We start from the raw sequence: 26,711 nt of genomic DNA, 5'->3' as shown, positions 1-26,711 counted from the left end.
GCCAATCCTTAGACGAAATAGTGGGGAACGAAGCGGCTGCTGTCGCGGGTGATGGCGCTGGCGTCCTCACGGATGCCCAGGCCGGCGGCCTGGCCGTCGATCACCCAGCAGCCGAGCACGGCGTAGTTGCCGTCGTGGTTGGCCAGCGGCGCATAGCCCTGGTAGATGCAGGGCGCGTCGGCGTGAGGGCCGTCGCTTTCCAGTTGCAGGTCGCCGGCGACAATGCGGATGTTCTCGCCCTCGCGGGAGTACAAGGGCTTGCGCACGTAGGCGCCGGGGATGTCCTGGCGGTAGCTGGCCGGCAGCAGGTTGGGGTGGTCCGGGTTGAGCTTCCAGAGGATCGGCAGCATGGCCTTGCTCGACATCAGCAGCTTCCACGCCGGCTCCAGGAAGCGGATGGCGCTGCGCTCCAGGTGCTCGGCAAAGCTGTCCTGCAACAGCCATTCCCAGGGGTAGAGCTTGAAGCAGTGGCGGATGTCCTGTTCGTACTGGTCGATGAAGGTGCCGCGCCCGGCGTGATGGCCTATGAATTCCAGCGGCAGGTAGCGCGTGGGCAGCCCGGCCTGGTGCGCGGTGTCGAGCAGGTAGAGAGCATTGCCGGTGTCTTCCTCGTGGCCGTCGATGGCGGTGAAGTGCAACAGGCCGTCCGGGGCGATGGCCTTCCAGCGCGCGATCAGCTTCTCGTGCAGGGAGTTGAACTGGTCGGCGGACGGGTTCACGTCGTTCAGCCACTGCCACTGCACCACACTGGCTTCCAGCAGGCCGGTGGGGGTGTCGGCGTTGTACTCGAGCATCTTCGGCTGGCCCTCGCCATTCCAGGCGAAATCGAAGCGACCATAGAGGCTCGGGTCCTGGCGCTTCCAGGAGCGGATGATTTCCTCGCGGGCGCCCGGCGGCAGCTGGAAGGGCTCGAAGTGGCCGGTGCGGATCACCCATTCCACGCATTCCAGGTAGCGCAGGTGCAGGTCTTCGCTGGCGGCTTCCAGCGTCTCGATCTGTTCGAGGCTGAATTCGTAGGCCACCGATTCGTCCCAGTACAGGCCGTCGATGCTGTGGAAGGTGAAGCCGACCGACTCGCAGCGCTCGCGCCAGTCAGCGCGCGGCGTCATGGCCAGGCGACGCATCAGCCGCCTCCGGAGAAACGCGCGCCGGAGTGGCCGAAGCCACCACGGGTGACCAGTTGGCGCGATTGCACCTGGTAGGTCTGCGCGGTCTTCGGTCGCGAGCCGTCCTCGTAGCTCGGCCCGCGATAGCGTCCGGAGCTGCTGCCGCCGCCACTGCTGCTGGTGGTGGATTCCGGCTCGCAGGCGTTGGGCGTCGCGCCCCAGTCCTTCAGGCAGTCTTCGCGGTTGGCGTAGAGGTCGCGGTAAACCGGGTTGTGGTGCAGCACGCTGTAGAGCACCCCGCCGGTGAGCAGGGTAGTGAAGACGATGTTGGATTTCTTCATGCGGGTTTCGCGGCGCGCCGGGTTCCGAGTTTGCGCCACAGCCAGCGCAGGATCAGGCCGGCGATGAACAGCACGACCAGCAGCGGCAAACCGAAGGCGGCTACCTGGATGGCGTTGACGGTACCGTCGGTGAGTTCGTCCAGCGAGTTGCCGAAGGCCTTGCCAATGCGCGACCAGCGCCCGGTGGGCTGGTACTCGCTGGAGAAGTCCAGGGTCAGCAGGTTGGTGGAGATGCGCCGTTGCTGCTGGGCGGAGTCCTGGCGAGCGGCATGCAACTGCTGCTCGACCTCGGCAGTGGCCTTGGCCAGGGCCAGCAGGTCGCTGACGCTCATGTCCTTGCGGCCCTGGAAGCCTTGCAGCGTCTGGTACTCACGCTCCAGGCGCTCGCGCAACTGCTGGTTGTCGCTCACCGCCTGGGCGAGGTCTTCGGCCTGGGTGCGGCGGCTTTGCAGCTGCCCGCCTTCTGCGGCGAGGGTAACGAGTTTCTCCACGCCTTCGGGGACGATGCGCACCACGAGGTGCGCATTGCGCATCTGACTGTCGCCGCTCTGCTCGATGGCGATCAGCTCGCAGGGGCCGAAGCGCTCCTGGGTGCAGGCATCGCGGGAGGCAGCCAGTTGCGCGTCGATGCGCTCGCTGGCCAGGCGGATGCCGACCTGGTGTTCATAGGCGAGGAAGGAGCCGGCTTTCGCCGCTTCCCCCTGGAAAGCGGCGCCGGAGTTGGCTGTGTGTTCCGAAGAAGCGCCGCAGCCGGCAAGGGCAGCGCTCAGGGCGAGCGCTGCCAGGTGGTGCAGTTTCATCGATGGCCTCCTTGCCGTCCGATGCTTACTTGACGCGCTGGCCCGGCTTGGCGCCGCTGTCGGGGCTCAGCAGGTAGATCTCCTCACCGCCGGGGCCGGCCGCCAGGACCATGCCTTCGGAGACGCCGAACTTCATCTTGCGCGGGGCCAGGTTCGCCACGTAGAGGGTCAGGCGGCCTTCGAGCTTGCTCGGGTCCGGGTAGGCGCTCTTGATGCCAGAGAACACGTTGCGCTTCTCGTCGCCGATGTCGAGGGACAGGCGCAGCAGCTTGTCGGCACCCTCGACGAATTCGCATTTCTCGATCAGCGCGATGCGCAGGTCGACGGCGGCGAAGGCGTCGAAGTTGATTTCCGCGGCGAGCGGGTCCTTGGTCAGCTCGCCATTGCCGGCGGGTTTCGGGGCACTGGCGAGGAGGTCTTCCTTGGAGGCTTCGATCATGGCTTCGATTTTCGCAGGCTCGATACGGGTCATCAGCGGGTTGAACGGGTTCAGTTGGTGATTGGCCAGCAGTTGCTCGTGGTCGGCCCATTTCAGCGGGGCGACATTGAGGAAGGCTTCCGCGGCAACAGCCAGCTTCGGCAGCACCGGTTTCAGGAAGATCACCAACTGGCGGAACAGGTTGACGCCCAGTGCGCAGATGGCCTGGACTTCGTCCTGCTTGCCTTCCTGCTTGTTCAGGGCCCACGGCGCCTTGTCGGCGATCCAGGCGTTGGCCTGGTCGGCCAGGGCCATGATTTCGCGCATGGCACGGCCGAAGTCACGGGCTTCGTAGGCGGCGGCGATGCTCGGGGCGGCGGCCTGGAAGGCCTGGGCCAGTTCCGGCGCCGGGTTGGCGTCCACCAGCAGGCCGTTGTTGCCCTTGTGGATGAAGCCGGCGCAACGGCTGGCGATGTTGACCACCTTGCCGACCAGGTCGGAGTTGACCTTCTGCACGAAGTCCTCGAGGTTCAGGTCGAGGTCGTCCACGCCGCGGCCCAGCTTGGAGGCGTAGTAGTAGCGCAGGTATTCCGGGTCCAGATGGTCCAGGTAGGTGCGCGCCTTGACGAAGGTGCCGCGCGACTTGGACATCTTCTGGCCGTTGACGGTCAGGTAGCCGTGCACGTTCAGCGCGGTCGGCTTGCGGTAGCCGGCGCCTTCGAGCATGGCCGGCCAGAACAGCGCGTGGAAGTTGACGATGTCCTTGCCGATGAAGTGGTACAGCTCGGCGTCGGAGCCCTGCTTCCAGTAGGCGTCGAAGTCCAGCTCCGGACGGCGCGCGCAGAGGTTCTTGAAGCTGGCCATGTAGCCGATCGGCGCGTCCAGCCAGACGTAGAAGTACTTGCCCGGCGCATCGGGAATCTCGAAGCCGAAATACGGCGCGTCGCGGGAGATGTCCCACTCCTGCAGGCCGGAATCCAGCCACTCGGCGAGCTTGTTGGCCACCGACTCCTGCAGGGCGCCGCTACGGGTCCACTGCTGCAGCATGGCCTGGAAGTCAGGCAGCTTGAAGAAGTAGTGCAGCGATTCCTTGAGCACCGGAGTGGCGCCGGAGATCGCCGATTTCGGGTCCTTCAGCTCGGTGGGCGCGTAGGTCGCGCCGCAGGCTTCGCAGTTGTCGCCGTACTGGTCGGCGGTGCCGCACTTGGGGCAGGTGCCCTTGATGAAGCGGTCGGCCAGGAACATCTGCTTTTCCGGGTCGAAATACTGGGTCACCGGACGAGTGGCGATGTGGCCGGCGTCGCGCAGCTTCAGGTAGATGGCCGAGGACAGCTCGCGGTTCTCTTCCGAGTGGGTCGAGTGATAATTGTCGAATTCCACCAGGAAGTCGGCGAAGTCGCCCATGTGCTCGGCGCGCACGCCGTCGATCAGTTGCTCGGAGGTGATGCCTTCGCGCTCGGCGCGCAGCATGATGGCCGAGCCGTGGGCATCGTCCGCGCACACGTACACCGCCTGGTTGCCACGCATCTTCTGGAAGCGAACCCAGATGTCGGTCTGGATGTACTCCAGCATGTGACCGAGGTGGATCGAACCATTGGCGTAGGGCAGGGCGCTGGTGACGAGGATCTTGCGGGCTTCGGACATGATGATCGGCCGTTCCGGTTAAAACGAGGGAATCGGCAACTATATAGGGGCGGGGCGAAATTTTCATCCGTGGGCGCTTGGCTGTAGGGGCGTTCGTCCTTGAACCATGGGCGCTTGGACTGTTCGCGAGCAAGCTCGCTCCTACGAAGAGCATGATTGCGCAGCCCTGGAATGTAGGAGCGAGCTTGCTCGCGAACCCGGCCTACCACCGATGATCCCGAGCAAGGCCGCGATGACAGGCGTAAGATGCCCGCCTATTCTGCTCAGTCTTTCATCGGGAGTACCCATGAGCGCCGTTACCCGTGCCACTGTGGAGGCCGTCCTCCGCCAGATCAACGACCCACACACCGGCCAGAGCCTGCAGGACGCCGGTTACCTGCGCGAGCTGGGCATCCAGGGCGGCCGCGTCGCGCTGACCCTGGAGCTGGGCTACGCCGCCGGCCTGTTCAGGAACGGTCTCGCGCAGACCGTGCAGATGGCCCTGGAAGCGCTGGACGGCGTCGATTCGGCCCAGGTCAAGGTGGAAACCCACATCGCCGCGCACAAGGCTCAGGCCCAGGTGCCGGGCATGAGCAACGTGAAGAACATCATCGCCGTGGCCTCCGGCAAGGGCGGCGTGGGCAAGTCCACCACCGCTGCGAACCTCGCGCTGGCGCTGGCCCGCGAAGGTGCCAAGGTGGGCATTCTCGACGCCGATATCTATGGCCCGAGCCAGGGCATCATGTTCGGAATCCCCGAAGGCACCCGGCCGAAGATCCGCGACCAGAAGTGGTTCATCCCGCTGGAAGCCCACGGCGTGGAAGTCATGTCCATGGCCTTTCTCACCGACGACAACACCCCGGTAGTGTGGCGCGGCCCGATGGTTTCCGGCGCGCTGCTGCAACTGATCACCCAGACCGCCTGGAACGACCTGGATTACCTGGTCATCGACATGCCGCCGGGCACCGGCGATATCCAGCTGACCCTGGCGCAGAAAGTCCCGGTGGCCGGATCGGTGATCGTCACCACCCCGCAGGACCTGGCCCTGCTCGATGCGAAGAAAGGCGTGGAAATGTTCCGCAAGGTCAACATTCCGGTGCTGGGCGTGGTCGAGAACATGGCCGTGCACATCTGCTCCAACTGCGGCCACGCCGAGCACCTGTTCGGTGAAGGCGGCGGCGAGAAGCTGGCCGCGCAGTACGGCGTCGAACTGCTGGCATCGCTGCCGCTGTCCATGGCCATCCGCATGCAGGCCGACGGCGGCAAGCCGACCGTGATTGCCGACCCGGAAAGCCAACTGGCGATGATCTACCAGGAAATGGCCCGCTGCGTCGGCGCCCGCATCGCCCTGAGCGAGAAGGCCGCGCCGGACATGCCGAACATCTCCATCAGCGACGACTGATACGCAGGGACTGCCATGCGCAAGGATGCGAAACGCGCCGCCGGCTGGCTGCTGGCGGCGTGCCTGGGCCTCACCGGCTCAGTGGCCTGGGGCGCCGCCGAGGATTTCGCCAACTGGCAGGCCCAGTGCGTGATAGACGGGCAGCCGGTAACCCTGGACTTCCGTTCCGCCTCGGGCGATGCCTTCGAGGATGACATGGCTGTGCAGGCGCGCCGGGCCGACGGCTCCAGCCAGAGCCTGCCACTGCCGCCCGCCCTTTACCACGCCACCGGCCTGCTCGGCAGTCCGATCAGTGCCTGCGACCCAACGCCGCTGCTGGACATGGGTAACGGCCTCGGCCTGCTGCTCGTGGTGCGCGACAACCGCCCCGGCCTGCCAGTGGTGGATGCGCTGCTGCTCGATCTGGCCACTTTGCAGGTTGTGGATAAGCGCCTGGGCGACCCCGGTGCGGCGGAAGGCTTGCTGAAGACCGCCAGCCTGGTGCTGCGCCAGTCACCACGGGGTGTCGACCTGCGTCTGGTGCGCGAGGCTGTGCCTGGCGCCGAGTGCGATTGCGCCGACGCCTATGCCGAAGACTGGCTGCGTTTTTCGGTGGAGCAGCGCAGGCTGCGCACGAACTGGCGGCCCTGAAGCCTCACGGAAGCCACTCGGTACCGGCGCCCACGGGAAATTGACCGGAGCGCAGTTCGTCCCGGGTGAGCTCGCGCCCGGTCCAGAGCCGCACCTTGCGGGCGCCAGCACCACGGCAGAGTTCGTACAGCCCGCGAACCTCCACCTGCGTCAGCCCGCCTTCGAGGAGCTCCTGGGGGTGCAGGATCATTACCGGCGCGGCCTTGAGCAGAGATTTGGGGGCGAGTCGTCCGACCAGCAGCTTCAGGGTCATTTCGGCGAAGGAGAAATTGGCCAGCAAGGAGCGGGGATGGTCGAAACCGTTGACGATTTCGACGCCCTCCCGGCCCTGCAGTTGCTGGGCGGCCTCGCCGGCCGCCAGCACCCTGGGCTTGCCATCCTCGTAGCGCAAGGCCAGCAGCGGCGATTCGCCGAATGCTTCGCCGGAAGGAAGCGCCACGCCGCTGATCCACTGGCGGGAGAGTTTCAGGTACAGGGTGGACGAAAAATGATCAAACATAGCGCTCCCTTCCATGAGTCGATGCGATGCAGGTTACGTAAACCCACCCGGAACCGTCGACCATCCGGCCGCACCCTTTGCCGGAAATTGTGACGCCCGGTAAGATTCGCCTTCTTTTTTCAACCGCCGCACAGGACACCCGCCATGAGCATCAAATCGGACAAGTGGATTCGCCGCATGGCTCAGGAACACGGCATGATCGAGCCGTTCGTCGAGCGCCAGATTCGTGGTGCCGATGACAGCCGGGTGATTTCCTACGGCGTTTCCAGTTACGGCTACGACGTACGCTGCGCCGCCGAATTCAAGGTGTTCACCAACATCCACTCCGCTGTGGTCGACCCGAAGAACTTCGACGAAAAGAGCTTCGTCGACATCAACAGCGATGTGTGCATCATTCCGCCGAACTCCTTCGCCCTGGCCCGCACCGTCGAGTACTTCCGCATTCCGCGCGACGTGCTGACTATTTGCCTGGGCAAGAGCACCTACGCCCGCTGCGGCATCATCGTCAACGTGACCCCGCTGGAGCCGGAGTGGGAAGGCCACGTGACCCTGGAGTTCTCCAACACCACCAACCTGCCGGCGAAGATCTACGCCCACGAAGGCGTGGCGCAGATGCTGTTCCTGCAGTCCGACGAGGCCTGCGAAGTGTCGTACCGCGATCGTGGCGGCAAATACCAGGGTCAGACTGGTGTGACCCTGCCCAAGGCCTGATGGCCCTGCGCTTGACGAAAACCGGGCCTTGGCCCGGTTTTTTGTTGCGGTCGAAAACCTGTAGGAGCGAGCTTGCTCGCGAACGCCCGACTCGACTCCCACAGGAAGAAGGGTTCGCGAGTAAGCTCGTTCCTACAAGGGGCAGTGTGCCAGGACGAATTTCGCACGTTTCTGCAGGCTGCACAGGGGCAGTTCCAGCACTCGATAGCCCAGTTTTTCATACACCTCGGCCATCATCGCCGCCGTTCGCTGCGCTTCCATGAAGTCCTGCCGGCGCTCCGCGTCGTTGCGGTAAATGGCTTCCCACGCGGGCGCGAGAAACACGGTCCGCGCGTAGCGCAGCTCCTGTGCAGCGGTTAACAGCGCTTTGGGGATCGGCAGGCCGCAGAGCCTCGCATACCCCAGCACATCCGGCAGGCCGCGATCGAAAAGCCACACCTCTCCCGCGTCGAGCGCTCGGTCGCGGGTCGCCAGTGCGTGCTCGAACATCGCCTGGCAGAACGCTTCGCGGTTCGCCCAGGGCAATGCATCGCCATTGCGGGCCATCTGGTCGCGGATGATGGCGCGGCCGCCTTCTTCGACGACGTTCAGGCCGTGATGCTGGTGCAGGTGGTCGAGCAGTGTGCTCTTGCCGGCGCCAGGGCCGCCGGTGATGACGATGAGGGATTCGGACATGACGATGACTCCTGTAGGAAGGATGCAAGGGAGTACCGGCCGGGGAAGGGTGTTGCGAAGGGAGGTGCGGCGGAATCGGAGCGGAGAAAAAAGAAAGGCACCCAAGGGGTGCCTGAATATGATCATGGAGTAAGTCGACAATTCTGATTCCGGGGCGGGAAGCAAGTTCCCGGCGCCCGGAAATATTTTTCAGATCATCACTTCTCCGGCACCAGCGTCAGGCGTTTCACGCCGTAGACCTTCTCCAGGTTCTGCGACTGGAAGGGGAAGCTCATGTAGTTGCCCTTCAGCCAGGCATCGATGCCATCGGCGTAGTGCGGGCTGGCCGGGTTGCCGGACTGGCCGCTGCTGTTGAGTCCGATCATCGGCTCGCTCTGGCCGAAGTCGACGACGATGCGCATGGCCGGGATCAGCCAGGTGTTGAAGTCCTGGCCCCAGTGGTAGGCGGAAACGTTCAGCGTGCTGTGGTCGCCGCCGGCCGGGTAGGGGCCGCGGTCCAGGTAGCCCTTGATCGCACTGAGGCTGGCGCGTTCGCCGGCACCGAGGTTGGGCGCCATCTTGGTGCTGTCGCTGACCCATTCGTAGGTGTGCAGCTTGCCCCACTGCCAGGCACGGCGGTCGCTGCCCAGCTTCTGCTCGCAGAAGGCGGTGGCAGCGGCCAGGCTGCGGGCGAGGATCGCCGGCTTGTCTTCCTTCTGCGGGGTGCGAGTGTCGTCCCAGAACGGGCTGTCGTCGCGGCCCAGCAGGTGGTCGGCCTGGGCCGAATAGGAGAGGTTGGCGTTCTCCACGAAGGCCTTCCAGGAGGGGCTGTCTTCCGGGCCGAGTTCGTCGAGGAAGATCTGCTTGCTGCTTTCCTGCAGGAAGGCTTCGTAGAGCGCCGCGTCGCCAGAGGTAGCCGATAGCTTGCCATCGAACGCCATGATCCGGTCCAGCGCTTCGCGGGCACGGGCGCGCTGGTCGGCGGGCAGGGCGTCGATGGCTTTCTTCAGCGGTTGGGCCATGCCCGGCGCATCCAGCATCGATTGCAGCTTGCCGGCGAACGGCGTGGTCTGGTCGTACTGCATGGCGATCATGCTGCGGTAGTCGTGGCTCTTGCTGCCGCCGGCGAGCTGCGCGATGCGCTCATAGCGCTCCGGGTAGTACCAGGAGCTGGACAGCTGCGCGCCGTAGCCCGGCTGCACGCTACGGTGGTTGGCGGTGCCCAGCCAGCCTTGCTGCGGGTCCTGGTCGGACGGGTGCAGGATCGGGTCGGCAAAGCCGTCCCAGTCGTATCGGCCATCCCAGCCGGGGGAGGGCAGCAGGCCACGGCCTTCCTTGCGGTTGGGGAAGCGACCGGTGACCTGCCAGCCGATGTGCTTCTCGTCGGCGAACACGATATTCAGGGCCATGGCGCGCACGTCGCGGGTGGCATCGAAGGCCTGCTCGACGTTCTTCGCGCGGGACAGGTCGAAGAACGCGTCGAGGGTGCGGTCGGTTTCACCCTGGATGCTCTGGTAGGCGATGCCGTAGCCGCTGGACAGCTCCAGCGGTTGCAGCTCGTGCTTGCGCTCGCCCAGTGCACTGTTGAGCAGCGGGCCGTGGCGGGTTTCGTAGATGACTTCGCGGACCGGGCTCTGGCCCTTGATGAAGAAGGTTTCGTTGCGCTCGATGGCCGGCTTCCACTGGCCATCGGCAAGGTAGTAGAGCTTGCTGCCCTGGCGCTTCACCTGTTCGAGGAAGAGGTCCTGGTTGTCGCCCATGACCATGGTCATGCCCCAGGCCAGCTTGCCGTTGAAGCCGGCGACTACGCCCGGCACGCCAGCGATGGAGACGCCCGCGGCGTTGTATTTCGGCGAGCGGATCTGCACGTAGTTCCACACCGAAGGCATGGACAGCGGCAGATGCGTGTCGTTGGCCAGGATGCTCTTGCCGCTGCGCGTGCGCTGCGGGGCGATGGCCCAGTTGTTGGAGGCGGCGACGCCCATCATCTGCAGGGCGGCGATCTGGCCGGCGGCCTTGTCCAGTTGTTCCAGGCCCGCGATCCTGCCGTCCAGGCGCAGGCCCTTGAGCTTCTCGGCTTCCTCGAAAGGCAGCGGCTCGTCCGGGTAGATCGGTGTCAGCCAGGGCAGCTTGTCGGCGCCGACCTTCTGCGCGAGCACCAGGGAAGCGATCTCTTCCTGCAGGTTCACCGCCAGGCCGAAGTTCAGCAGGCTGAAGACCAGTGCGGAGTCTTCCGGCTTCCAGTATTCGGGGCGGTAGCCGGACTCGGCCAGGTCCATCGGCAGCTTGTCGCGGTAGCGGTACATATAGGCGTTGACGCCGCGGGCATAGGTCTCGAAGAAACGCTTGAGACGCGGCGAAGCGCCGGCATACAGGGCGTCGGCAGCCTTCTTCAGGTTCACCGTGCGCATGAAGCGGTCGGTTTCCAGCGCGCCGGGGCCGACCATTTCGGACAGGCGTCCCTGGGCCATCAGGCGCAGGCCGACCATCTGGCTGAGGCGATCGCTGGCATGCACATAGCCCAGGGTGAACAGCGCATCGTGGAAGGTGCTGGTCTCGATCAGCGGCATTCCCAGGCTGTTGCGGCGGATCGATACGTTGTCCGCCAGGCCCTTGATCGGCTGTACGCCGTAGGTCGGCGGCAGGCTGTCGGAATAGCGGTCATTCAGCCAGCCCTGGCAGCCGGTGAGGCTGACAGCGGCAGTGATGGTGGCTGCAAGGCCGAAGCTGGGGAGCCGGCGGAAGGCACGCGGGGCCATGGGGATGTGCTCCTGCACAAAAGAGGTCGCTTGAAATGGGACGCTTGAAGCGCGCTACGTTAGTGAGCCGAGGATAGCTGTGCAAGCCACGCGCGGCGGGATTTTCAGCAGCCGACGATTAGTTGCGCCAGACAGCAGAAGGCCCGCGCTGGGCGGGCCTTCTTCGCAGTGCTCGGGGCCTGGGTCAGGCGCCGTGGCACTTCTTGTACTTGCTGCCGCTGCCGCAGGGGCAAGGATCGTTGCGACCCACGTCCTTGAGCGGGTTACGGACCGGCTCGTGGCTGTGGTTGCAGTGCGGGCCGTGCACGTGACCGTGGTCATGGTGGTGGTCATGATCATGGTCGTGGTTGCAGTTCGGACCGTGTACGTGGGGTTCCTGGCTCATGGTGACGCTCACTCGGGGATGAAATCGCCGGGAATTATCTCGCCATTGCGGGCGATGTGCACGCTCTGTCCGAAGAGCAGGCCGGTCTTCACTTCACCGTCGAGGCGATAGCGAATCGGCTTGTCCGGGTCCTCCAGCAGCTTGACGATGTACTTCATGTGCCGCCACAGGTTGGTGGTCACCGGTACTTCGAAGGTTTCATGGCCGTTGGCCGGCACTGTGAACCAGTTATTCGACTCACCTTCGGCCAGGTCGATATCGTTCAGCTTGACCTTGTAGGCCAGGCCGCGAACCGGAAGGCTGAAGTCATTCGGATTGTCGATGCGGAAATGCAGGACGAACTCCTGCTCCAGCAAACGAGCTTTCACGACGTCTACTTTCTGCAGTTTCACGTCGGGTTGCTCGAAATTGCCTGTCATCCAGCCGCAGCCCGAAACAAGGCTGAACAGCCAGAACAGGCTGAGAATTCTTATCATTTGCGCCTGATAATTCATGTCTACCCCTCAAGACGCCCCAGTGTACCAAGCACCTGCTCGGCCGCAAGTTGTTGTTACGTTAAAAGAAGCTGCACCATACTGGCCGAATGTAACCGGCGGGTTAACACAGGAGAGTGAAGATGAGCCGTTATGAAATCGCGTTTTCCGGACAGACCGTTCCGGGTGCTCAGCTCGACACGGTGAAGGCCAACCTGGCCAGATTGTTCCAGGCCGACGCCCAGCGCATCGAGCTGCTGTTTTCCGGCCGCCGCATGGTGATCAAGAACAACCTCGACGCCGAGGCCGCGGAAAAGTATCGCAGTGTGATCGAGCGCGCTGGCGCCGTCGTGGAAGTGGTCGACATGGATGCGCAGATCGAGGAAATCGAACTGGCCCCGCCACCGCCCGCCGAGCCTGCCGGCGCACCGGGTCAGTCGGCGGCGTCCGCCGCTGCACCGCAGGGCCGCTTGAAAGTGGCGCCGCGTGACGAGTACATGGCCGCCTTCGCCGATGTGGAAGCGCCGGACTTCGGCCTCGCCCCGGTGGGCGCCGACCTTCAGGACGAGAAGCCCGAGGCCCAGGCGCCGCGCGTGGACCTCAGCCAGTTCAGCGTCGCTCCGGTGGGCAGCGACATGGGCCAGGCCAAACCGGCTCCCGCTGGCCCTGCGCCGGACACCAGCCATCTAAAGCTGCAGGACTGATCAATCGCCCTGGTGCGGGTCGTCCTTGTAGACGAACTTGGGCATTTCCCAGCGGAAACGGATCGCCAGCATGCGGAACAGGAAGCCTGAGAACAGTGTGATCAGCATGGCCTGCTCCTTGGGCAGGTCGATCTGCAGGCAGATCAGGTAGCACCAGGCGCTGGCGAAGGAAACGCTGGCGTACAGCTCGCGACGGAAGATCAGCGGCACGTCATTGCAGAAGATGTCCCGCAGGATGCCGCCGAACACTCCGGTGATCACCCCGCTCACGGCGGCGATCAGCAGGCTGTGGCCCATCTCCAGGCTGACCTGGCAGCCGATCAGGGTGAAGGCCACCAGGCCCACGGCGTCCAGCGCGAGGAACATCGAGCGCAGATGGCGCATCAGCGGTGCAATGAATACGGTGAACAGCGCCGCGCCAGCGGTCAGCGCCAGGTACTCCGGGTGGCGCACCCAGGTCAGCGGGTAATGGCCCAGCAGCATGTCGCGAACGGAGCCGCCGCCGAGCGCGGTGACGCAGGCCACCAGCACCACGCCGAACAGGTCCATGCTCCGCCGGCCGGCGGACAGGGCGCCGGTCATGGCTTCGGCGGTGATGGCGATGATGTAGAGAACGGTCAGCAGCATGGCGAGGTCCGGCAGGGGTAGCCGGTGCGGCGAATCACCGCCGCCCCGGAAAAAAGCGCGGATTCTAGCCGAGTCACTGTTTGCCCCCAAGTGGTGCGAGTTGGCGTCTTACTCGATCCACGGGCCGCAGCACTTCTTCAACTTGCCGCCCGCGCCGCACGGACACGGATCGTTGCGCCCCAGCTTCATCGGCACGGTGGGGTCGAGGAAGTACCAGCGGCCATCGCGCTGGACGAATCCCGAGCATTCGCGGTGGCTGTGTTCGCCGCTGGCATCGTGCCAGCGGGCGATGAAGGTCACCCGCGCGTGCTCCGGCTGACCACCGAGCACCTCATGACTGACCACTTCCAGGCCCAGCCAGGTGCTGCCCAGGCTCCAGGTGCGGATGGCGTCCAGGTCCAGGCCCTGTTGCTGGGCCGGCAGCGTGGTGTCGCGCAGGTAATCCACCAGGCCCAGCGCGTAGGCGCTGTAGCGCGAGCGCATCAGGGCCTCGGCGGTGGGGGCGGCGACGCCGGCGTGGAAGCGTCCACAGCAATCAGGCAGCGGGCGGCCGCTGCCGCAGGGGCAGGTCGGTTCGATCATGGTCACCACCAGTATTTGCCGAAGTTTTCCGGGTTGGCCCAGAACTTCGCGTTGAGCCAGTCCGGGACCTGTTTGTATTCGTGCAGATCGTAGGTGAACAAGGTGATCACCTGGGCGTCGCGCTGGAAGCGCTCGCTGGCCTGCATGGCCAGCGCATAGAAGTCCGCGTCCTGCGCCTGGGCGGCGTCGAGGTCGACCAGCACGGCCACGCGGCTGCTGTTGAGGTTGCGAATGCCGCCCACCAATTGCTGTGCATCGCGGCGCGGCAGGTGCTCCAGGCAGTCGGCCAACAGCGCGAGGTCGTAGCGCTGGCTGGCCAGTCCCGCTGGCAGAGTGCCGGCGTCGGCGTGAAACAGTTCGCAATCCGGATGCGCCGCGAGAAAGGCGTCCACCGCCGGAATCTGGCTGGCGCCCACCAGCAGCAGACGCTGCGGTGCGTAGCGATCGAGCAGGGCGGCAAGGGCTTGTTGCGGCGTGCGTGTCGAAATCATGGGGCTCGTCGAAGGCGAAAAATAATGAACGAAGACTAGCGTGTGACACCCATATGGCCTAGTGCTGGCGCATTCTGTCAGTCACGTCTTTACTCGGTAATTGTCGGTCAAGACCCGATCATTAGAGGAGACATAACTTTATGAGCATCACAAGGACCGCTTTACCCCTGCTGCTGGTAAGCACGTTGCTCACCGGTTGCGCAGGGTTGCAGAAGTCCGACTGGCCAACCTGTGCCGTGGTTGGCGGTGTCGGCGGCGCCGGTCTGGGTTCCATCGAAAGCAGCGCCTGGGCAGGTTGGGGGGCCCTGATTGGTGGCGTGCTGGGTGCGTCCTACTGCTGGGTACATGGCGCCGAAGAGCAAGTGGCCGAGGTTCCGCCGCCTGCACCGGCTCCTGAGCCTGCACCGGCTCCGCTGCCCAAGGAAGAGACCATCGTGGTGCGTGACCTGCACTTCGCCTTCGACTCGTCGAAGATCGATGCACAGGACAAGGACAAGCTCGACACCATCGCTACCCGCCTCAAAGGTGAGGCCGCGAGCACCGAGCTGAACATTGGCGGTCACACCGACAGCATCGGTACCGACGCCTATAACCAGAAACTGTCCGAGCGCCGCGCCAACGCCGTGTCCAACTACCTGGTCGACTCTGGCGTACCTGCCAGCAGCATCAAGTCTGTCGTCGGCTATGGCGAAAGCCAGCCGGTCGCGGACAACAAGACCAAGGAAGGCCGCGCCGAGAACCGTCGCGTGGAAATCAAGATCACCCGCCAGTAACTTTGGCGTGATGTGCGCAGAGGGGGCCTTCGTGGCCCCCTTTGTCATTCCCGGTTGCCACTGGCATCGGTCGGGGCAGAGGCGTATGTTCCCCGGCAAAGAAAAACACGGGGGCACCTCATGAAAGCGTTGTTGGGGCTGGGCAAGCTGATTGCCCTGTTGTTCTGGCTGGCGGTGCTGGCCAACCTGATCCAACCCTTCGCACATCCCTTCGCACTGCTGCTCAATGCGGCAGGGGCGCTGATCCTGCTGATCCACATTCTGGAAGTCCTGGCGCTGCGCAAGCGTCTGCAGGGCCGCCCGCATCCGGGCATGGACCGGCTGCAGATCCTGCTGTTCGGCGTCTTCCACTTCGCTACCCTGCCGCAGTCGGCAGCGGAGCAACCGGCACCCGCAAAAGTAGAAGGAGATACCCATGCGTAAGTCGCTGCTGGGCCTGGCGCTGTGCGCCCCGCTGGCCTGTTCGGCTGCCGGCACCGTCTCGGTGGAAGCCAACACCGTGCTGCGCCTGCCGGTCAAAGGCGACAGCCTGAGCCTGGATCGCATCAGCGTCGGCCCGGAAGGCGCGCTGTTGATTCCGTCGCGGGTCAAGGAGCTGAGGATTGGCGAGCTGGATCTGGCGAAGAATGCGCGGATCGGCGTGTTCCCCGGCAGCGATGCGCTGCAGATCGATGTGCAGCACGGCACACTCGCCGATGGCAGTGTGATCGCCGCGCAGGGCAGTTCAGGCAGCTTCGAGAAGCCCGCCAGCGGCGGTCGGAACCTGGTGTTGCGGCTGCAGGATGTGGCGGTGGAAAACCTGCTGATCGACGTTCGTGGCGGCGTTGGCGCACCGGGCTATGACGGCCTGGATGGCGGCAGCGCGCAGACCTCCGGTTGCCTGTGGGGTAGTGGGAAATCCGCCGGCGACGGCCAGAACGGCGCCGATGGCCAGACAGGCGCGCCCGGCGGCGTGGTGCGCCTGGAAGTGCCGGAGCAGTTCGATGTTGCCAAGGTCAAGGTGCGTCTGGAAGGCGGCGCTGGCGGAGCAGGCGGCAAGCCCGGCAAGGCCGGACCGCGCAGCAGCGAGAAGGGCTGCTGGTTCTATTCGGTGGCGGGCGAGAAGCCCGGTGCGCAAGGGCAGGGCGGTTCGGAAGGGGCGAAAGGCAGCGAAGGCCGCCTGGACGTGAAACGCTTCTGAATCGATGTCCTCGAGAAAAAGCCCGCCCGGTTACCGCGCGGGCTTTTTTCTTGGCAGTGCGCAGGCTTACCAGTGCGGGCGAGCGGCGACGAAAGCCACCAGTGCCATGCCGATCAGCAGGTTCAGGCCCACGGTCTTGCGGATCTTGCCCAGCGCGGCGGCGCCGGCCGGCCAGTCCTCGGCGCCCACGGCGCGGCGCAGTTCCGGCAGCTGCAGCGTCTGGATGCGCAGGAACAGCGCGAGCATCGCGACATACAGTCCCATCATGACCTGCACGTAGCGCGGCGCGCCGGCCATACCGTTGAAGCTCAGGTGCAGCATGCCCACGCCAGTCACCGGCAGCAGGATCACCGCGGCCCACACCCAGCGGAAGAAGCGCGGGAACACCTCCAGCCACAGCTTCAACCGGGCGGGTGCCTCCAGCGCGGCGACGGCGGCCGGGCGCAGCACCATCCAGGCGAAGAACATGCCGCCGACCCAGACCAGGGCGGCCAGGAGGTGCAGGGCATAGACGAAGGCAAAGGGTGTCATTCGGACGATCTCCGCTGGCGGTTGTGGTCAGTCGCGCTATCATAGCCGCCCCATCGAACCACTGAAAATTTATCCAGCATCCGGATGTGTCCATCCAGGCTTATCCGGGGCCCGGGAAGTCCATGCTCAGCACCGAACTCAAGGCCACGATCCAGGGCGCCTACTCGCGCTTCCTCGAGGCCAAGGAACTCAAGCCGCGCTACGGTCAGCGCCTGATGATCGCCGAAGTCGCCAAGGTCCTGGGGACCATCGCCAGCGACGAGGAGGGCCATCGCCTGGGCGATGCCGCCGTGGTCGCCGTGGAAGCCGGCACCGGCACCGGCAAGACCGTCGCCTACAGCCTCGCCGCCATTGCCTGCGCCAAGGCCGCCGGCAAGCGCCTTGTAGTCGCCACCGCCACCGTCGCCCTGCAGGAGCAGATCGTTCACAAGGACCTGCCCGACCTGCTGCGCAACTCCGGCCTGTCGTTCAGCTTTGCCCTGGCCAAGGGGCGCGGGCGCTACATGTGCCTGTCCAAGCTCGACCATCTGCTGCAGGAAGGCCAGGCGCAGAGCGCCACCGCCCAGCTGTTCGAGGAGGAAGGCTTCCGCATCGACGTGGACGAGACCTCGACCAAGCTGTTCAACCAGATGATCGAGCGCCTGGCGGGCAATCGCTGGGACGGCGACCGCGACTCCTGGCCCGAGGCCATCGAGGACGCACAGTGGGCGCAGGTCACCACCGACCACAGCCAGTGCACCAACCGCCATTGTCCGAACTTCCAGCAGTGCGCCTTCTACAAGGCGCGCGAAGGCATGACCAAGGTCGACGTGATCGTCACCAACCATGACCTGGTGCTGGCTGACCTCGCCCTCGGTGGCGGCGCGATCCTGCCGGACCCGCGCGACACCCTTTACGTGTTCGACGAAGGCCACCACCTGCCGGACAAGGCCATCGGCCACTTCGCCCACTTCACCCGTCTGCGCGCCACCGCTGACTGGCTGGGCCAGGTGGAGAAGAACCTGACCAAGCTGCTGGCGCAGAACCCGCTGCCGGGCGACCTCGGCCGCCTGATCGAGCAGGTGCCGGAACTGGCTCGCGAGCTGCGTACGCACCAGCAATTCATGTTCACCGCCTGTGAGGAAGTCGGCGACTTCCGCGCCGGCGAAGACATGGAAGGCCGCGAGCGGCCCCGCCATCGCTTCGAGGGCGGGGTGATCCCCGAGCACATCCGCGAGATGGGCATCGAGCTGAAGAAGGGCTTCTCCAAGCTTACCGACCTCTTCACCCGTCTGACCGAACTGCTCAAGGAAGCCATGGACGGGGAGGGCAGTGTCGGCATCGCCAGCCACCAGGCCGAGGAGTGGTACCCGCTGTTCGGCAGCCTGCTGTCCCGCGCCCAGGGCAACTGGGAACTGTGGACTGCCTTCACCAGTGAGGACCCCGAAGACAGCCCGCCCATGGCGCGCTGGCTGACCCTCGCCGAGAGCGGCACCTTCTACGACATCGAGGCCAACGCCAGCCCGATCCTCGCCGCCGAGACCCTGCGCCGCAACCTGTGGAACGTGGCTTACGGCGTGCTGGTGACCTCCGCGACCCTCACCGCGCTGGGCACCTTCGACCGCTATCGCATGCGCGCCGGCCTGCCGCGCGCGGCTGTCACGGCTGTGGTGCCGAGCCCGTTCCACCACGCCGATGCCGGCGTGCTGCGCGTGCCTGACCTCAAGGCCGACCCGCGCGATGCCGCCGCGCATACCGGCGCGATCATTCGCGAGTTGCCGGAGATAGTCGAAGGTTCGCGTGGTTCGCTGATCCTGTTCTCGTCGCGCAAACAGATGCAGGAAGTCTTCGACGGCCTGGACCGCGACTGGCGCAAGCGTGTGCTGATCCAGGGCAACCTGTCCAAGCAGGAAACCCTGAACAAGCACCGTTCGCGAGTGGATGATGGCGAACCGAGCGTGCTGTTCGGTCTGGCGAGCTTTTCCGAAGGGGTGGACCTGCCCGGCGCCTACTGCGAGCACGTAGTGATCGCCAAGATTCCCTTCGCCGTGCCGGATGACCCGGTGGAAGCGGCGCTCTCGGAATGGATCGAGGCGCGCGGCGGCAATCCCTTCATGGAGATCGCCGTGCCCGACGCCTCGCTGCGCCTGGTGCAGGCCTGCGGCCGACTGCTGCGGACCGAGCAGGATCGCGGCACCATCACGCTGCTGGATCGTCGCGTCGTGACGCAACGCTACGGCAAGGCCATTCTTAACGCACTGCCGCCTTTCCGCCGCGAAATAGCCTGAGTGTGCGGGAGCGAGCTCCCGCGCTTGCTGTCAAACGAACGCCCGCCAGCCGGCGGGCGTGTTGCAAGGACTCGAATCCATGACCTCGATGCGTTGGCATCTGCCTCTGCTGCTCAGCCTGGCCATCGCCAGCGCCCCGGCCTGGTCGGCCGGCGGCAATGAAACCCTGTTCAACTTCGTCAAGCCCATGGCCGTGGTCACGGTCACTACGCAGAACGCCGATTTGCCCAGTTCCACCGCCGAGGCCACGCCCGAAGGCGAGATCCTGCGCCGGGTGAACTTCAACCCCGCGCCGCAGCCGACCCTGCGCCTGGCACCCTCGAACGGCAGTTGGGACTGGTCCCAGGCCGACAGCGTCAGCCTCCGTATCCAGAACGCCATGGACTGGGCCATCACCCTGGAAGTGGAAATCGAAGGCGTCGCCGGCGCTCCCGGCCTGCGCGCCAGCATTGCCCTGCCGCCGGGGCCGGCGCAGACGCTGGTGATCCCGCTGCACGCCATCGCCCCGGAAGATTTCGGCATGCGCGCCGGCGCGCCGATGCCGGTCACCCAGGATGGCCAGCGCTTGCTGCTGGCGAGCAAGGTCACTGGCGAGCTGAATCGCAGCCAGGTCGGCGCGGTGAAGCTGTTTCTGACTTCGCCCAAGGCGGCGCAGGACATTCTCGTCGGCCGCTTCGGTACCCGTGCCGGCAACGACGAATACCACAAGACCTACGCCGGCATTGTCGACGGCTTCGGCCAGTCCACCCGCAGCGACTGGCCGGAAAAGGTGAAGAGTCCTGAGCAACTGGCCAGCGTCTGGAAAGCCGAAGGCGAGCAACTGAGCAAGTGGAAACCGGCGGCCGGCCGCGATGCCTTTGGCGGCCTGCTCGATGGCCCGGCCTTCGAAGGCACTGGTTTCTTCCGCACCGAGAAGCGCAATGGCCGCTGGTGGCTGGTGACGCCGGAAGGACATTCGTTCTGGTCCATGGGTGTCAACGCGGTGAACGCCGACAGCAGTCAGACCTACGTTGAAGGCCGCGAATACATGTTCGCCAGCCTGCCGAAGGAAGACGAGCCGTTGGCCGCCTTCTACGGTCAGCGCGACGATCGCAGTGGCGTTGGCGCCCAGCAGGGCCGCGCCTTCGGCAATGGCCGCTGGTTCGATTTCTATGCCGCCAACCGCTTCCGCGCCGACGGTGGACTGACCGGCGACGCCGCGGCAGCCGCCTGGCGTGAGCGCACCGTGCAGCGCCTCGCTTCCTGGGGCTTCAACACCCTGGGCGACTGGAGCGACCCGGCCTTCGCCGATGATCCGCGCATGCCCTACAGCGTGCCGCTGTCCATCAGCGGCGACTACGCCACGGTCAGCACCGGCTACGACTGGTGGGGCGCCATGCCCGACCCGTTCGACCCGCGCTTCGCCATGGCCGCCGAACGCGCCATCGCCATCGCCGCACGCGATCACCGCGAGGACGCCTGGCTGCTGGGCTACTACGCCGACAACGAACTGGCCTGGGCCGGCCGGGGTGACGACGACGTGGCGCACTTCGCGCTGGCCTTCGGCACACTCAAGCTGTCCACCGACAGCCCGGCCAAGCGTGCCTTCATCAAGCAGCTCAAAGACAAGTACGAGGACCACGAGCAGCTCGTCGAGGCCTGGGGCGTGCAGCTGGGCTCCTGGGAAGACCTCGATGCGCCGGGCTACCAGGCGCCGATGCCGAGCGAGGCACACCCGGCCATCGCTCAGGACTACAGCGCCTTCCTGCGCCTTTACGCCGACCAGTACTTCAAGACCCTGAAAGACTCGCTGCAGTGGCATGCGCCGAACCACCTGCTGCTCGGCCCGCGCTTCGCCGTCAGCACGCCGGAGGCGCTGGCCTCCTGCGCGAAGTACTGCGACATCCTCAGCTTCAACCTCTACGTGCCGCTGCCGCAGCAGGGCTTCGACAGCAACTACGTGCGCAGCCTGGACAAGCCGGTGCTGATCACCGAATTCCATTTCGGCTCCCGCGATCGCGGGCCGTTCTGGGGCGGCGTCGCCGAGGTGTACAACGAACAGCAGCGCGGCGAGGCGTACCAGCGCTTCCTCGCCGAGGCGGCGAAGGAGCCGAACATCGTCGGCGCGCACTGGTTCCAGTACCTCGACCAGCCGGTGACCGGCCGCCTGCTCGACGGCGAGAACGGCCATATCGGCCTGGTCGGCATCACCGACCTGCCGTTCACCGGCTTCGTCGACGCCGTGCGCAAGGCCAACCAGCAGACGTTGAAAGGCATCGACGAGCAGGCGCGCGCCGCCGCCAAGGTGGCGCCGGAACCCGCGCCGAAAGCCGAGCCGGCTGACGACGACAGCGACGATGAGGAAGAAGCATCGCAGTGAGGGTGCGGCGATGATCCGACATTCGTGAGACCACACCCTGCCTTCGGCAGGGTTCCCAGGGGCGGAGCGCGCTGAAAGAATGGCGTCTTCGCCCCTGCTCATTTCCGGAGTTTGAGATGACCCTGAACGGCCACTGTGATCCGCGCTTCACTCCCGTTGCCGATGCCTTCAGCGCGCTGTTCGAAGACCCGCAGGAGCGCGGCGCGGCGCTGTGCATCCAGGTCGGCGGCGAGACGGTGGTCGATCTCTGGGCCGGCAGCGCGGGCAAGGAGCCGGGCCAGGATTGGCAGGCCGATACGCTGCTCAACCTGTTCTCCTGCACCAAGACCTTCGCGGCTGTCGCCGCACTGCAACTGGTGGGGGAGGGGCGGCTGGATCTGGACGCGCCGGTGGCGCGCTACTGGCCGGAATTCGAACAGGCGGGCAAGCAGGGCATCACCGTGCGCCAACTCCTCTGCCATCGCGCTGGCCTGCCGGCGATCCGTGAGCCGCTGGCGCCTGAGGCACTGTATGACTGGTCGACCATGACGGCCGCGCTGGCCGCCGAAACGCCCTGGTGGAAGCCCGGTGCCGAACACGGCTATGCACCCATCACCTACGGCTGGCTGATCGGCGAAGTGATTCGCCGTGTCGACGGCCGCGAGCCGGGCGCTGCCATCGTCGAACGTACGGGGCGGCCGCTGGGGCTGGATTTCCACATCGGCCTGGATGACGCCGAGTTCCACCGCGTGGCACACATTGCCCGTGGCAAGGGCAACCTGGGCGATGCCGCGGCGCAACGCCTGCTGCGCACCATGATGACCGACGCCGCCGCACTCTCCACCCGCGCCTTCACCAATCCGCCCTCGGTGCTCACCAGCACCAATAAGCCGGAATGGCGGCGCATGTCGCAACCCGCGGCCAATGGCCACGGCAATGCGCGCTCGCTGGCCGGTTTCTACAGCGGTTTGCTGCAGGGCAAACTGCTGGATGACGCGCTGCTGGCCGAGCTCACCCGCGAGCATGCCGTTGGCGAGGATCGAACGTTGTTGACCTGCACGCGCTTCGGTCTGGGTTGCATGCTTGACCAGCCAAGCGTGGCCAATGCCACCTACGGCCTCGGCCCGCAGGCTTTTGGTCATCCGGGGGCCGGTGGCTCCATCGGCGTCGCCGATCCGGACCGCCAGCTGGCTTTCGGCTTCGTCGTCAACACCCTTGGCCCCTACGTGCTGATGGACCCGCGCGCCCAGCGCCTGGCGCGCCTCGCCGGCGACTGCCTGTAGCGACGAGCGGGAGGAACCTTCCTCCCGCCGCACCTTCTTAAGGTCGTCCGCTTTTGCCGTCGCGCTTGCGAGGTGTGACGGCGTTCTCCTGGGCGCAGACATGCGCCGCTCGTCAGTTCGGGATTAAAATCTCGTTCCAACTGAGTAAGTTATGTACAACTCTTAAGCTGATTGCTGAAGTCAGGGGCTGCCGCCTGTCGGCCGCGCCCGGCCTCTCTTCATGTTCCGACTTATGGAATCGCCCCCATGAACCTGCTGTTCTCGAATTCGCTGAAAGTCTCCACCCTTGCCCTGTGCGTCGGCCTTTCCGCCTGCAGCCAGTTCCAGTCCCAGGCCCCGGCCAATGCCCCGGAAAGCACCGCGGCTGCAGCCAAGCCCGCTGCCGGTAGCGGACACTGGTGGTGGCCCTTCGGCGGTGATGAGGAAGTGACCGCCGCAGCGCCCGCTCCGGAGAAGAAGCCGGTAGAGGCGCCCAAGGTCGCCGAGGCTGGCAGCAAGCAGCCCGGCGGCCACTGGTGGTGGCCGTTCGGAGTGAGCGACAGTGCACCGGGCGCCGGGAATGCAGCCAAGCCGCAGGACACCAAGGTCACCAAGGAGTGGCTGGATCAGCACGAGAAGTCCCTGCGTGCAGCAGTAGCCGGCAGCAAGTTCACCGTCGAGCGCCGTGAGGACGCCCTGGTGCTGATCGCCCCAGTGGAAGGTTCCTTCAACCCCAAGCGTCCTGAGCTGCTGCTGCCGATTACCCTGGCACCGCTGGGCAACGTAGCGAAGATGCTGCAGAACGATCCGGAAAGCGGCGTGCTGGTGCTCGGTCACAGCGACAGCTCGGGCGACAAGCTGACCAACGACAAGGTCAGCCTGCAGCGCGCCCAGGCGGTCTCCTCGATCTTCCGCCTGAGCGGCCTGGGCGCCGACCGCCTGCGCCTGAAGGGCGTTGGCTCCAGCCTGCCGCGCGCCGACAACGCCAGCGCCGAAGGCCGTGCGCTGAACCGCCGCGTCGAAGTGCTGGTGACCCAGCGCACCAGCCTGCTGGCGCTCGCCCAGGCCAACTGATCCTCAACACGCAAAGCGTCATTCCGGGCGGAATGACGCTTGTCGTGGATCAAGCGCGAAGGCGTAACTCTGGATAAGCTTAAGGACTTCTTCTGCAGGAGATTTCCGATGGCCCAGACCCTGGCCGATATGCGCCGCGAATACACCCGTGACGGACTGACCGAGACCCAGGCCCCCGCCGAACCCTTCACCCTGTTCAACCAGTGGTTCGAAGACGCGGTGAAGACCGAGCAACTGCCGGTCGAACCCAACGCGATGATGCTTGCCACCGTGGACGCCGACGGCCAGCCACACTGCCGTGTGCTCCTGCTCAAGGGCTTGGACGAGCGCGGTTTCACCTTCTTCAGCAACTACGAAAGCGCCAAGGGCCAGCAACTCGGAGAAAACCCGCGCGCAGCCATGACCTTCTTCTGGCCGGCGCTGGAGCGCCAGGTGCGCATCGAGGGGCGGGTCGAGAAAGTCTCCGCCGAAGAATCCGCCGCCTACTACCGCGTGCGCCCATTGGGCAGCCGCCTGGGTGCCTGGGCCTCGCCGCAGAGCCGGGTGATCGACGGCCGTGGCGAACTGGAGCACCTGCTGGCCGAGACTGAGCAACGCTTCGCTGACACTGCGCCGAGCTGCCCGGACTTCTGGGGTGGCTACCGCCTGTTGCCGAGTCGTATCGAGTTCTGGCAGGGCCGTCCGAGCCGCCTGCATGATCGCCTCAACTACCGCGTCGAGAACGGCGCCTGGGTACGCGAGCGCCTCGCTCCCTGAACCTCTTCCGAAGATGAGCATGGTGTAGGAGCGGATTTTGTCCGCGATGATTTCCGGCGCGAATCGGACCCATCGCGGACAAAGTCCGCTCCTACGCACCTCGGGAAAACCGTGCGGCGGTGTAGGATGCCCTCCATCCTCCCGCACAACGGACCGTCCCCATGAAAGTCGTTATCGCCCCCGACTCCTTCAAGGAAAGCCTCTCTGCCCCCGGGGTCGCCGAGGCCATTTCCCGCGGCTGGCTGCGCGCACGGCCCGGTGACGAAACCCTGCTGCGGCCGATGGCTGACGGCGGTGAGGGTACGGTGGACGCGGTGTTGGCGGCGCGGCCGGGGGAACGTCGCGAGCTGGACGTCTGCGGCCCGCTGGAGCAGTCGGTGAGAGCCCACTGGGGCTGGCTGGAGGACGCCACTGCAGTCATCGAGATGGCCGCCGCCAGCGGCCTGCACTGGGTGCCGGAAGGTCAGCGCGATGCCACCCGTACCACCAGTCGTGGCACGGGAGAGTTGATTCGCGAGGCGCTGGATGCTGGTGCGAAGAAGATCATCATCGGCCTGGGCGGCAGCGCCACCAACGACGGTGGACTGGGTTTGCTGCAGGCGCTCGGTGTGAGTTTCCGTGATGGCCAGGGCAATGAGTTGGGCGCCGGCGGCGCTCGGCTCGCGGACCTGGAGCGCATCGACCTGTCGAACCTCGACCCGCGACTGGGCGATGTCGAGGTCGAAGTGGCCGCCGACGTGAACAATCCGCTCTGTGGCCCGCATGGCGCCTCTGCGGTATTCGGCCCGCAAAAGGGTGCGAACCCGGCGCAGGTGCAGCAGCTGGACGCCGCGCTCAAGCGCTTCGCCGAAGTCGCGGCGCTGGCCCTCGGGCAGGATCACAGCCTGTTCCCCGGCGTCGGTGCAGCGGGTGGTCTGGGCTTCGCTTGCCGAGCCTTCCTCAAGGCGCGCTTCCGTCCGGGCATCGAGCTGATCGCCGAGTTGTCGGAGCTGGAGTCGGCGTTGGCCGGCGCCTCGCTGGTCATCACCGGGGAAGGGCGGCTGGATGGCCAGAGCCTGCACGGCAAGACGCCGGTGGGCGTGGCTCATGTGGCGCGGCGTGCGGGTGTGCCGGTGATCGCGCTGGCGGGCAGTGTGGGCGAAGGGCTGGCCGAATTGCGCGAGGTTGGAATCGAAGCAGCGTTCAGCCTGGCGCCAGGGCCGATCACGCTCGCTGACGCCTGCGCGCGGGCGGCGCAGGAACTGGAAAACCGCGCCGAAGCCCTGGCGCGCTTCTGGTCGCTGGCTCAGGCCGCGCGGTAATCGTCGGCGGCGCGCTGCAGCCAGTTGGGCAGGTCGCGGCGCTTTACCTTCTCGCGCTTGGCATCGGCCAGGCGTTGCAACAGATAGACACGCTTCTGCGGATCATCGCCAGCCAGCGACAGCGCCAGGTCGCGATCCATCCAGCGACGGATGCGCCAGTAAATCCACCAGTGGAAATACAGGCCGGCGGCGGTGGTGACGACGATGATGAAATAGTCCAAGCGGGATGCTCCTTCTGCGGATGCCAGGCTAGCGCATCCGGGTGTACGAAAAACTGAGCCAAAGCAGGCGTTTTCCGTCGAAGTGGCACAAACTGTACAAAAGCTGAATCGAGATCAGCTGTTTCATGACCTGGCGTGACAGGCGGGCTGTCGTCGGAGTCTAATAGTCGTAGCCCTACTCGGAGGTTCCCTAATGCGTAAAACTGCCCTGATCGCCGTGACTTTCGCTGCCCTGGCCATGACCCTCGGCGGTTGCCAGTCCAGCCTGACCGGCGACACCTATACCCGTGAAGAAGCACGCACCGTGCAGAATGTTCGCATGGGTACCATCCAGGCCCTGCGCCCCGTGAAGATCGAAGGCACCAAGACTCCGATCGGCTCCGTTGCCGGCGCCGCGGTCGGCGGTATCGGCGGCAGCGCCATCGGTGGCGGCAAGGGTAGCTATGTCACCGCGATCATCGGTGCCGTGGCCGGCGGCCTGCTCGGTGCAGCCACCGAAGAAGGCCTGACCCGCACCCAGGGTGTGGAAATCACTGTTCGCGAAGACGACGGCAGCACCCGCGCCTACGTCCAGCAGGTCGACGAAGGCGCCGTGTTCCGCGTTGGCGAGCGCGTGCGCATCCTGACCGTCAACGGTACCAGCCGCGTCGCCCACTGACCGGCAACGGCTGCCCACCTGGCAGCCAGCGAAACCCAGCGCGCGACAGTCGTTTCGACTGTCGCGCGCTATCGTTTGGGAGATCGGAATTCCGGCGCAGCTCAATGCGGGCGCGGCTCAGACTTGTATTTTCGTAATACTTCAA

28 protein-coding genes are annotated in these 26,711 nt (G+C 65.6%); 14 read left to right on the top strand and 14 right to left on the bottom strand.

What is annotated here, in order from left to right; all coding sequences use genetic code 11:
* Positions 1 to 8 precede the first annotated feature (8 nt).
* The 4 genes from AC2T4A_RS26100 to metG are packed head-to-tail and all read right to left on the bottom strand — an operon-like array spanning position 9 to position 4,309.
* Entirely contained in the window at positions 9 to 1,124 is a 1,116-nt protein-coding gene (locus tag AC2T4A_RS26100) for a glutathionylspermidine synthase family protein (protein ID WP_478377051.1), read from the bottom strand.
* The gene (locus tag AC2T4A_RS26095) at positions 1,124 to 1,447 is read right to left on the bottom strand and encodes a hypothetical protein (protein ID WP_478377050.1); all 324 of its coding nucleotides are present in this window, start codon (positions 1,445 to 1,447) and stop codon (positions 1,124 to 1,126) included. The genes AC2T4A_RS26100 and AC2T4A_RS26095 overlap by 1 nt, the downstream gene beginning before the upstream one ends.
* Positions 1,444 to 2,247, bottom strand: coding sequence for a DUF4349 domain-containing protein (locus AC2T4A_RS26090; protein WP_486742148.1), 804 nt, complete (start codon positions 2,245 to 2,247; stop codon positions 1,444 to 1,446). The genes AC2T4A_RS26095 and AC2T4A_RS26090 overlap by 4 nt, the downstream gene beginning before the upstream one ends.
* A gap of 25 nt (positions 2,248 to 2,272) precedes the next feature.
* Positions 2,273 to 4,309 (bottom strand): methionine--tRNA ligase, encoded by a 2,037-nt coding sequence (gene metG / locus AC2T4A_RS26085; protein WP_486742147.1) that lies wholly within the window; start codon positions 4,307 to 4,309, stop codon positions 2,273 to 2,275.
* Between the two features lie 286 nt (positions 4,310 to 4,595).
* Between metG and apbC the strand changes: the two genes are divergently transcribed.
* Together apbC and AC2T4A_RS26075 are read left to right on the top strand one after the other, a co-directional pair.
* Positions 4,596 to 5,690: an iron-sulfur cluster carrier protein ApbC gene (gene apbC / locus AC2T4A_RS26080; protein ID WP_486742146.1), complete on the top strand. Its 1,095-nt coding sequence runs from the start codon at positions 4,596 to 4,598 to the stop codon at positions 5,688 to 5,690.
* 15 nt (positions 5,691 to 5,705) lie between these two features.
* Entirely contained in the window at positions 5,706 to 6,320 is a 615-nt protein-coding gene (locus tag AC2T4A_RS26075) for a hypothetical protein (protein ID WP_486742145.1), read from the top strand.
* Between the two features lie 4 nt (positions 6,321 to 6,324).
* On the opposite strand, the gene AC2T4A_RS26070 is transcribed toward AC2T4A_RS26075, so the two are convergent.
* Complete coding sequence (locus tag AC2T4A_RS26070; RefSeq protein ID WP_486742144.1) at positions 6,325 to 6,819, bottom strand: hypothetical protein; 495 nt, start codon at positions 6,817 to 6,819, stop codon at positions 6,325 to 6,327.
* Positions 6,820 to 6,963: 144 nt separating this feature from the next.
* Here AC2T4A_RS26070 and dcd point away from each other — a divergent pair, with 144 nt between their 5' ends.
* A complete protein-coding gene (gene dcd / locus AC2T4A_RS26065; protein WP_017521037.1) occupies positions 6,964 to 7,530 on the top strand; it encodes a dCTP deaminase in 567 nt (188 codons plus the stop codon).
* Between the two features lie 132 nt (positions 7,531 to 7,662).
* On the opposite strand, the gene AC2T4A_RS26060 is transcribed toward dcd, so the two are convergent.
* The 4 genes from AC2T4A_RS26060 to AC2T4A_RS26045 all read right to left on the bottom strand — a co-directional run bounded on the left by AC2T4A_RS26060 (position 7,663) and on the right by AC2T4A_RS26045 (position 11,822).
* Positions 7,663 to 8,205, bottom strand: a complete 543-nt coding sequence (locus AC2T4A_RS26060; protein WP_486742143.1) for an AAA family ATPase — start codon at positions 8,203 to 8,205, stop codon at positions 7,663 to 7,665.
* 197 nt (positions 8,206 to 8,402) lie between these two features.
* Complete coding sequence (locus AC2T4A_RS26055; RefSeq protein ID WP_486742142.1) at positions 8,403 to 10,943, bottom strand: penicillin acylase family protein; 2,541 nt, start codon at positions 10,941 to 10,943, stop codon at positions 8,403 to 8,405.
* A 184-nt stretch (positions 10,944 to 11,127) separates the two neighbouring features.
* Positions 11,128 to 11,328, bottom strand: a complete 201-nt coding sequence (locus AC2T4A_RS26050; protein ID WP_017521040.1) for an SEC-C metal-binding domain-containing protein — start codon at positions 11,326 to 11,328, stop codon at positions 11,128 to 11,130.
* Between the two features lie 8 nt (positions 11,329 to 11,336).
* Positions 11,337 to 11,822, bottom strand: coding sequence for an LEA/WHy family protein (locus AC2T4A_RS26045; protein WP_416747998.1), 486 nt, complete (start codon positions 11,820 to 11,822; stop codon positions 11,337 to 11,339).
* Positions 11,823 to 11,944: 122 nt separating this feature from the next.
* Here AC2T4A_RS26045 and AC2T4A_RS26040 point away from each other — a divergent pair, with 122 nt between their 5' ends.
* A complete protein-coding gene (locus AC2T4A_RS26040) occupies positions 11,945 to 12,505 on the top strand; it encodes a hypothetical protein (RefSeq protein WP_486742141.1) in 561 nt (186 codons plus the stop codon).
* Here the strand turns inward: AC2T4A_RS26040 and AC2T4A_RS26035 are convergent, their stop codons facing one another.
* The 3 genes from AC2T4A_RS26035 to AC2T4A_RS26025 form a co-directional block, all read right to left on the bottom strand.
* Positions 12,506 to 13,132: a trimeric intracellular cation channel family protein gene (locus tag AC2T4A_RS26035; RefSeq protein ID WP_138212538.1), complete on the bottom strand. Its 627-nt coding sequence runs from the start codon at positions 13,130 to 13,132 to the stop codon at positions 12,506 to 12,508.
* A gap of 108 nt (positions 13,133 to 13,240) precedes the next feature.
* Positions 13,241 to 13,714, bottom strand: a complete 474-nt coding sequence (locus AC2T4A_RS26030) for a YchJ family protein (protein WP_486742140.1) — start codon at positions 13,712 to 13,714, stop codon at positions 13,241 to 13,243.
* Positions 13,715 to 13,716: 2 nt separating this feature from the next.
* A complete protein-coding gene (locus AC2T4A_RS26025) occupies positions 13,717 to 14,205 on the bottom strand; it encodes a DUF6231 family protein (RefSeq protein WP_416748004.1) in 489 nt (162 codons plus the stop codon).
* A gap of 140 nt (positions 14,206 to 14,345) precedes the next feature.
* Between AC2T4A_RS26025 and AC2T4A_RS26020 the strand changes: the two genes are divergently transcribed.
* The 3 genes from AC2T4A_RS26020 (at position 14,346) to AC2T4A_RS26010 (ending at position 16,158) form a co-directional block, all read left to right on the top strand.
* Positions 14,346 to 14,978, top strand: coding sequence for an OmpA family protein (locus tag AC2T4A_RS26020; RefSeq protein ID WP_081517735.1), 633 nt, complete (start codon positions 14,346 to 14,348; stop codon positions 14,976 to 14,978).
* Between the two features lie 120 nt (positions 14,979 to 15,098).
* Positions 15,099 to 15,401, top strand: a complete 303-nt coding sequence (locus tag AC2T4A_RS26015) for a DUF1145 domain-containing protein (protein ID WP_416748006.1) — start codon at positions 15,099 to 15,101, stop codon at positions 15,399 to 15,401.
* On the top strand, positions 15,394 to 16,158 hold the full coding sequence (locus tag AC2T4A_RS26010; RefSeq protein WP_486742139.1) for a collagen-like protein: 765 nt from the start codon (positions 15,394 to 15,396) through the stop codon (positions 16,156 to 16,158). Before AC2T4A_RS26015 ends, AC2T4A_RS26010 begins: the two co-directional genes overlap by 8 nt.
* Positions 16,159 to 16,224: 66 nt before the next feature.
* Here the strand turns inward: AC2T4A_RS26010 and AC2T4A_RS26005 are convergent, their stop codons facing one another.
* Positions 16,225 to 16,689 carry a CopD family protein gene (locus AC2T4A_RS26005; protein ID WP_486742138.1) on the bottom strand — a complete coding sequence of 155 codons (465 nt, stop codon included), beginning with the start codon at positions 16,687 to 16,689 and terminating at the stop codon, positions 16,225 to 16,227.
* 122 nt (positions 16,690 to 16,811) lie between these two features.
* On the opposite strand from AC2T4A_RS26005, the gene dinG reads away from it, so the two are divergent.
* The 6 genes from dinG (at position 16,812) to AC2T4A_RS25975 (ending at position 25,687) form a co-directional block, all read left to right on the top strand.
* Positions 16,812 to 18,956: an ATP-dependent DNA helicase DinG gene (gene dinG / locus AC2T4A_RS26000; protein ID WP_024765223.1), complete on the top strand. Its 2,145-nt coding sequence runs from the start codon at positions 16,812 to 16,814 to the stop codon at positions 18,954 to 18,956.
* Between the two features lie 79 nt (positions 18,957 to 19,035).
* Positions 19,036 to 21,315: a beta-galactosidase gene (locus AC2T4A_RS25995; protein ID WP_486742137.1), complete on the top strand. Its 2,280-nt coding sequence runs from the start codon at positions 19,036 to 19,038 to the stop codon at positions 21,313 to 21,315.
* Between the two features lie 116 nt (positions 21,316 to 21,431).
* Positions 21,432 to 22,577, top strand: coding sequence for a serine hydrolase domain-containing protein (locus AC2T4A_RS25990; protein ID WP_486742135.1), 1,146 nt, complete (start codon positions 21,432 to 21,434; stop codon positions 22,575 to 22,577).
* Between the two features lie 246 nt (positions 22,578 to 22,823).
* Complete coding sequence (locus AC2T4A_RS25985) at positions 22,824 to 23,630, top strand: OmpA family protein (protein WP_486742134.1); 807 nt, start codon at positions 22,824 to 22,826, stop codon at positions 23,628 to 23,630.
* A gap of 108 nt (positions 23,631 to 23,738) precedes the next feature.
* Complete coding sequence (gene pdxH / locus AC2T4A_RS25980; RefSeq protein WP_486742133.1) at positions 23,739 to 24,386, top strand: pyridoxamine 5'-phosphate oxidase; 648 nt, start codon at positions 23,739 to 23,741, stop codon at positions 24,384 to 24,386.
* Between the two features lie 161 nt (positions 24,387 to 24,547).
* Positions 24,548 to 25,687 carry a glycerate kinase gene (locus tag AC2T4A_RS25975; protein WP_486742132.1) on the top strand — a complete coding sequence of 380 codons (1,140 nt, stop codon included), beginning with the start codon at positions 24,548 to 24,550 and terminating at the stop codon, positions 25,685 to 25,687.
* Here the strand turns inward: AC2T4A_RS25975 and AC2T4A_RS25970 are convergent.
* Positions 25,672 to 25,908 carry a hypothetical protein gene (locus tag AC2T4A_RS25970; protein WP_486742131.1) on the bottom strand — a complete coding sequence of 79 codons (237 nt, stop codon included), beginning with the start codon at positions 25,906 to 25,908 and terminating at the stop codon, positions 25,672 to 25,674. The two genes, AC2T4A_RS25975 and AC2T4A_RS25970, sit on opposite strands and share 16 nt — an antisense overlap.
* Before the next feature lie 193 nt (positions 25,909 to 26,101).
* Here AC2T4A_RS25970 and AC2T4A_RS25965 point away from each other — a divergent pair, with 193 nt between their 5' ends.
* Positions 26,102 to 26,566 (top strand): outer membrane lipoprotein, encoded by a 465-nt coding sequence (locus AC2T4A_RS25965; RefSeq protein ID WP_045209875.1) that lies wholly within the window; start codon positions 26,102 to 26,104, stop codon positions 26,564 to 26,566.
* Positions 26,567 to 26,711 lie beyond the last annotated feature (145 nt).

This window comes from Pseudomonas sp. PVC-3-1, from assembly GCF_057444315.1.
This window is presented reverse-complemented; position numbering and strand designations above follow the sequence as displayed.

Coding starts and splice junctions, on each gene's coding strand:
- AC2T4A_RS26010 (WP_486742139.1), top strand. CDS start 15,394: ATGCGTAAGTCGCTGCTGGGCCTGGCGCTGTGCGCCCCGCTGGCCTGT.
- dinG (WP_024765223.1), top strand. CDS start 16,812: ATGCTCAGCACCGAACTCAAGGCCACGATCCAGGGCGCCTACTCGCGC.
- AC2T4A_RS26025 (WP_416748004.1), bottom strand. CDS start 14,205: ATGATTTCGACACGCACGCCGCAACAAGCCCTTGCCGCCCTGCTCGAT.
- AC2T4A_RS25965 (WP_045209875.1), top strand. CDS start 26,102: ATGCGTAAAACTGCCCTGATCGCCGTGACTTTCGCTGCCCTGGCCATG.
- dcd (WP_017521037.1), top strand. CDS start 6,964: ATGAGCATCAAATCGGACAAGTGGATTCGCCGCATGGCTCAGGAACAC.
- AC2T4A_RS26040 (WP_486742141.1), top strand. CDS start 11,945: ATGAGCCGTTATGAAATCGCGTTTTCCGGACAGACCGTTCCGGGTGCT.
- AC2T4A_RS26055 (WP_486742142.1), bottom strand. CDS start 10,943: ATGGCCCCGCGTGCCTTCCGCCGGCTCCCCAGCTTCGGCCTTGCAGCC.
- AC2T4A_RS26035 (WP_138212538.1), bottom strand. CDS start 13,132: ATGCTGCTGACCGTTCTCTACATCATCGCCATCACCGCCGAAGCCATG.
- AC2T4A_RS26050 (WP_017521040.1), bottom strand. CDS start 11,328: ATGAGCCAGGAACCCCACGTACACGGTCCGAACTGCAACCACGACCAT.
- AC2T4A_RS26075 (WP_486742145.1), top strand. CDS start 5,706: ATGCGCAAGGATGCGAAACGCGCCGCCGGCTGGCTGCTGGCGGCGTGC.
- AC2T4A_RS26095 (WP_478377050.1), bottom strand. CDS start 1,447: ATGAAGAAATCCAACATCGTCTTCACTACCCTGCTCACCGGCGGGGTG.
- AC2T4A_RS26060 (WP_486742143.1), bottom strand. CDS start 8,205: ATGTCCGAATCCCTCATCGTCATCACCGGCGGCCCTGGCGCCGGCAAG.
- AC2T4A_RS26020 (WP_081517735.1), top strand. CDS start 14,346: ATGAGCATCACAAGGACCGCTTTACCCCTGCTGCTGGTAAGCACGTTG.
- pdxH (WP_486742133.1), top strand. CDS start 23,739: ATGGCCCAGACCCTGGCCGATATGCGCCGCGAATACACCCGTGACGGA.
- AC2T4A_RS26045 (WP_416747998.1), bottom strand. CDS start 11,822: ATGAATTATCAGGCGCAAATGATAAGAATTCTCAGCCTGTTCTGGCTG.
- AC2T4A_RS25990 (WP_486742135.1), top strand. CDS start 21,432: ATGACCCTGAACGGCCACTGTGATCCGCGCTTCACTCCCGTTGCCGAT.
- AC2T4A_RS25985 (WP_486742134.1), top strand. CDS start 22,824: ATGAACCTGCTGTTCTCGAATTCGCTGAAAGTCTCCACCCTTGCCCTG.
- AC2T4A_RS25975 (WP_486742132.1), top strand. CDS start 24,548: ATGAAAGTCGTTATCGCCCCCGACTCCTTCAAGGAAAGCCTCTCTGCC.
- apbC (WP_486742146.1), top strand. CDS start 4,596: ATGAGCGCCGTTACCCGTGCCACTGTGGAGGCCGTCCTCCGCCAGATC.
- AC2T4A_RS26015 (WP_416748006.1), top strand. CDS start 15,099: ATGAAAGCGTTGTTGGGGCTGGGCAAGCTGATTGCCCTGTTGTTCTGG.
- AC2T4A_RS26070 (WP_486742144.1), bottom strand. CDS start 6,819: ATGTTTGATCATTTTTCGTCCACCCTGTACCTGAAACTCTCCCGCCAG.
- AC2T4A_RS26090 (WP_486742148.1), bottom strand. CDS start 2,247: ATGAAACTGCACCACCTGGCAGCGCTCGCCCTGAGCGCTGCCCTTGCC.
- AC2T4A_RS25995 (WP_486742137.1), top strand. CDS start 19,036: ATGACCTCGATGCGTTGGCATCTGCCTCTGCTGCTCAGCCTGGCCATC.
- AC2T4A_RS26100 (WP_478377051.1), bottom strand. CDS start 1,124: ATGCGTCGCCTGGCCATGACGCCGCGCGCTGACTGGCGCGAGCGCTGC.
- AC2T4A_RS26030 (WP_486742140.1), bottom strand. CDS start 13,714: ATGATCGAACCGACCTGCCCCTGCGGCAGCGGCCGCCCGCTGCCTGAT.
- AC2T4A_RS26005 (WP_486742138.1), bottom strand. CDS start 16,689: ATGACACCCTTTGCCTTCGTCTATGCCCTGCACCTCCTGGCCGCCCTG.
- metG (WP_486742147.1), bottom strand. CDS start 4,309: ATGTCCGAAGCCCGCAAGATCCTCGTCACCAGCGCCCTGCCCTACGCC.